Annotated in this window: 3 protein-coding genes; all 3 read left to right on the top strand. The window is 72.3% G+C overall.

All coding sequences use genetic code 11. The annotated features are described in order from the left end of the window. On the top strand, positions 1-892 hold an 892-nt coding region (locus AC08OV_RS20295), incomplete at its 5' end, for a tyrosine-type recombinase/integrase (protein ID WP_476620119.1). Further along, positions 889-1,833: a tyrosine-type recombinase/integrase gene (locus AC08OV_RS20290; protein ID WP_476620118.1), complete on the top strand. Its 945-nt coding sequence runs from the start codon at positions 889-891 to the stop codon at positions 1,831-1,833. The genes AC08OV_RS20295 and AC08OV_RS20290, both read left to right, overlap by 4 nt. Further along, a complete protein-coding gene (locus AC08OV_RS20285) occupies positions 1,830-2,819 on the top strand; it encodes a tyrosine-type recombinase/integrase (protein ID WP_476614628.1) in 990 nt (329 codons plus the stop codon). The genes AC08OV_RS20290 and AC08OV_RS20285 overlap by 4 nt, the downstream gene beginning before the upstream one ends. The last annotated feature ends 104 nt before the right edge of the window (positions 2,820-2,923 follow it).

The raw sequence follows: 2,923 nt of genomic DNA, 5'->3' as shown, positions 1-2,923 counted from the left end.
TGCCCGGGGCCAGCTGGCGGAGGCTTTCCGCTGCTACCTGGCCCGGGAACGCGGACTAGCGCAGGGGACGGTCGACAACTACTCGCACAACGCAGCCTTGTTCTTGGCGCGGCTGCCGGACCCGGTCGATGAGGCTCTGCGGGAGATGACGGCGGGCCGCGTCCTGGAGGTCATCGGCGAGCTGATCCGCCCGGGCGGTCCGTTGGCACGCAGCCTGTCGGTCCCGCTGCGGTCGCTGCTGCGTTTCCTGCACGTCACCGGCCAGATTCCCCGGTCGCTGGCCGGCGCGGTGCCGACCGAGCCGCGGTGGCGGCTCGCGTCCCTTCCCGCCCGGATCGACGGCTCGGCGGTGAGCGCGCTGCTGGCGGCATGCGATCGCGGCAGCGAGCGCGGCCAGCGTGACTACGCCGTGCTGGTGCTGCTGTCACGGCTGGGACTACGGTCCGCGGAGGCAGCCGGACTCACGCTGGACGACGTGGACTGGCGCGGCGGCACGCTACTGATCCACGGCAAGGGCGGACGGGCTGACCGCCTTCCCCTTCCGCCCGACGCGGGAGAGGCCATGGCCTCCTACCTGCGGGCCCGGCCGCGGGACCTGCCAGGCCGGGCCGTGTTCTGGACGGTCAGAACGCCACGCCAGCCGCTGAGCAGGCAGGGCGTGGCGGACGTGGTCCGGCGGGCGTGCGCGGCGGCGGGAATGGAGCCGGCCGGGCCGCAGCGCCTGCGGCATGCGCTGGCCGGGGAGTTGCTGGCGGCGGGCGCCGCCCTCGGGGAGGTCGCCCAGATGCTGCGGCATCAGGACCTGCGGACGACCGCGATCTACGCGAAGGTCGACCGGGCGGCGCTGGCGCAGCTGGCCCGCCCGTGGCCGGCAGCGGAGGCCGTGTCATGAACGCGATGCAGCACGCCGCGGAGAACTACCTGGCCTTGCGCCGGTCCCTGGGATACATGCTGGAAGCGCCGGGCAGGCTCGTCGGCGACTTCGCGCGCTACCTGGACGGCCTCGGGCTCGCTCACGTCACGGTCGACGCCGCGCTGTCGTGGGCCACGAGCCCGGGCGGATCCGCCTACTGGCACTGGTTCCGGCTCTCGGCGGCCCGCGGGTTCGCCGGGTACCTGCACGCCTTCGACGACCGTCACCAGGTGCCCCCGGCTGACCTGCTGGCCCGCCGTTACCAGCGGCCCGTCCCGTTCCTGTTCACCAGTGCCGACCTCGCCGCGCTGATGAAAGCCGCGGCTGAACGGCCCACCCGTCTGCACGCGCTCAACTGCCAGGCGCTGATCGGCCTCCTGTCCGTGACGGGCATGCGGCCGGGAGAAGCCTACGCGCTCGACCGCGACCACGTGGACCTGGCTCACGGGAGGCTGTCGGTCATCAACGGCAAGTACGGCAAGTCCCGCGAGCTGGCCCCGCACCCCAGCACCGTGATCGCCCTGCGCGAATACGCCGAGCACCGTGACTACCTGTGCCCTCGCCCGGCAGCGCCGGGCTTCTTCGTGTCGCTGAGCGGGGGCCGCCTCCACTCGTCCAACACCGACACCGCGTTCCGCCGCCTCGTCGGCCGCGCCGGCCTGCGGCCCCGTTCCGCCCGCACCCGGCCCACCCTCAAGAGCCTGCGGCACTCCTTCGCGGTCAGCACCCTGATCAGCTGGTACCGCGACGGGAAGGACGTCAGCACGCGCCTGCCGCTGCTGTCCACCTGGCTTGGGCACGTCGCCCCGAGCTCGACGTACTGGTACCTGCAGGCCACCCCGGAGCTGCTCGGGCTGGCCGTCGGCCGGCTCAGCCCCGCCGCCGCGAGCCTGGGCAGCGGAAAGGAGAGCCGGCCATGACCACGCTGGCGCCCATCCCGCAGAGCTTCTTCACCGACAAGCTGGCCAGGCAGCGGCAGGCCAGCCCCCGCACCGTCACCGCCTACCGCGACGCCCTCCGGCCGCTGGTCCAGTTCGCCAGCCGCGCCACCGGGACCGAGCCGTGGCAACTGGACCTGGAGCAACTCGACGCCGACCTGATCTCAGCCTTCCTGGACCATCTGGAATCCGACCGCGGCAACAGCGCGCGCACCCGCAACGCCCGCCTGGCCGCCATCCGCTCGCTGTTCCGCCACGCCGCCTGGAAGGCACCCGAGCACGCCGCGACCATCCAGCGCGTCCTGGCCATCTCAGGCAAGCGCACCAGCACCACCGTGGTCAGCTTCCTTACCGACGACGAGGCGCGAGCGCTGCTCGACGCACCCGACCGGCGGACCTGGACCGGCCGGCGTGACCGCACGCTGCTCCTGCTCGCGCTGCGCACCGGCCTGCGCGTCTCCGAGCTCACCCAGCTGACCTGCGGCGACGTCCACCTCGACCGCGAAGCGCATGTCCGTTGCCTCGGCAAGGGCCGCAAAGAACGCTACACGCCCCTCGAGTCGTCCACCGTCACGGCACTGCGCGACTGGCTGGCCGAACGCGGGAGCAACCCGGACACCCCCTTGTTCCGCACCCGCCAGGGCAGGCCGCTGTCCCCTGACGCCATCCAGGCCCGCCTCACGAAATACCACGGGATCGCGGCCAGGAACTACCCGTCCCTGGCCGCGAAGAAAATCTCCCCACACACCCTCCGGCACTCCACCGCGATGAGCCTGCTGCACGCAGGCGTCGACATCGCCGTCCTCGCGCTCTGGCTCGGCCATGAGAGCACCAAGTCGACCCAGGCCTACATCCACGCCGACATGAAGCTGAAGGAGCAGGCCCTAGCCCGCATGACACCCGCTGGCGTCCCGGCCGGCCGCTATACCCCCAGCGACCCGCTGCTCGCCTTCCTCGAAAGCCTCTGAATTATCCCGATCGCGGGGCCCGCGCAGCCCACGGCAGCCCGCGGGTCCCGCCCGAGCCATCGGGATAACGAGGACATCGGGATAATCGCCGTTGCCGACGAGGG

This window comes from Frankia sp. CeTa3Moorea (genome assembly GCF_978021225.1).
Note: the sequence above shows the minus strand (reverse complement) of the source record. Positions and strands in the feature narration are given on the sequence as shown.

Bases quoted from the DNA above. Each gene is read 5' to 3' on its own strand.
- AC08OV_RS20290 (WP_476620118.1), top strand. From the start codon at position 889: ATGAACGCGATGCAGCACGCCGCGGAGAACTACCTGGCCTTGCGCCGG.
- AC08OV_RS20285 (WP_476614628.1), top strand. From the start codon at position 1,830: ATGACCACGCTGGCGCCCATCCCGCAGAGCTTCTTCACCGACAAGCTG.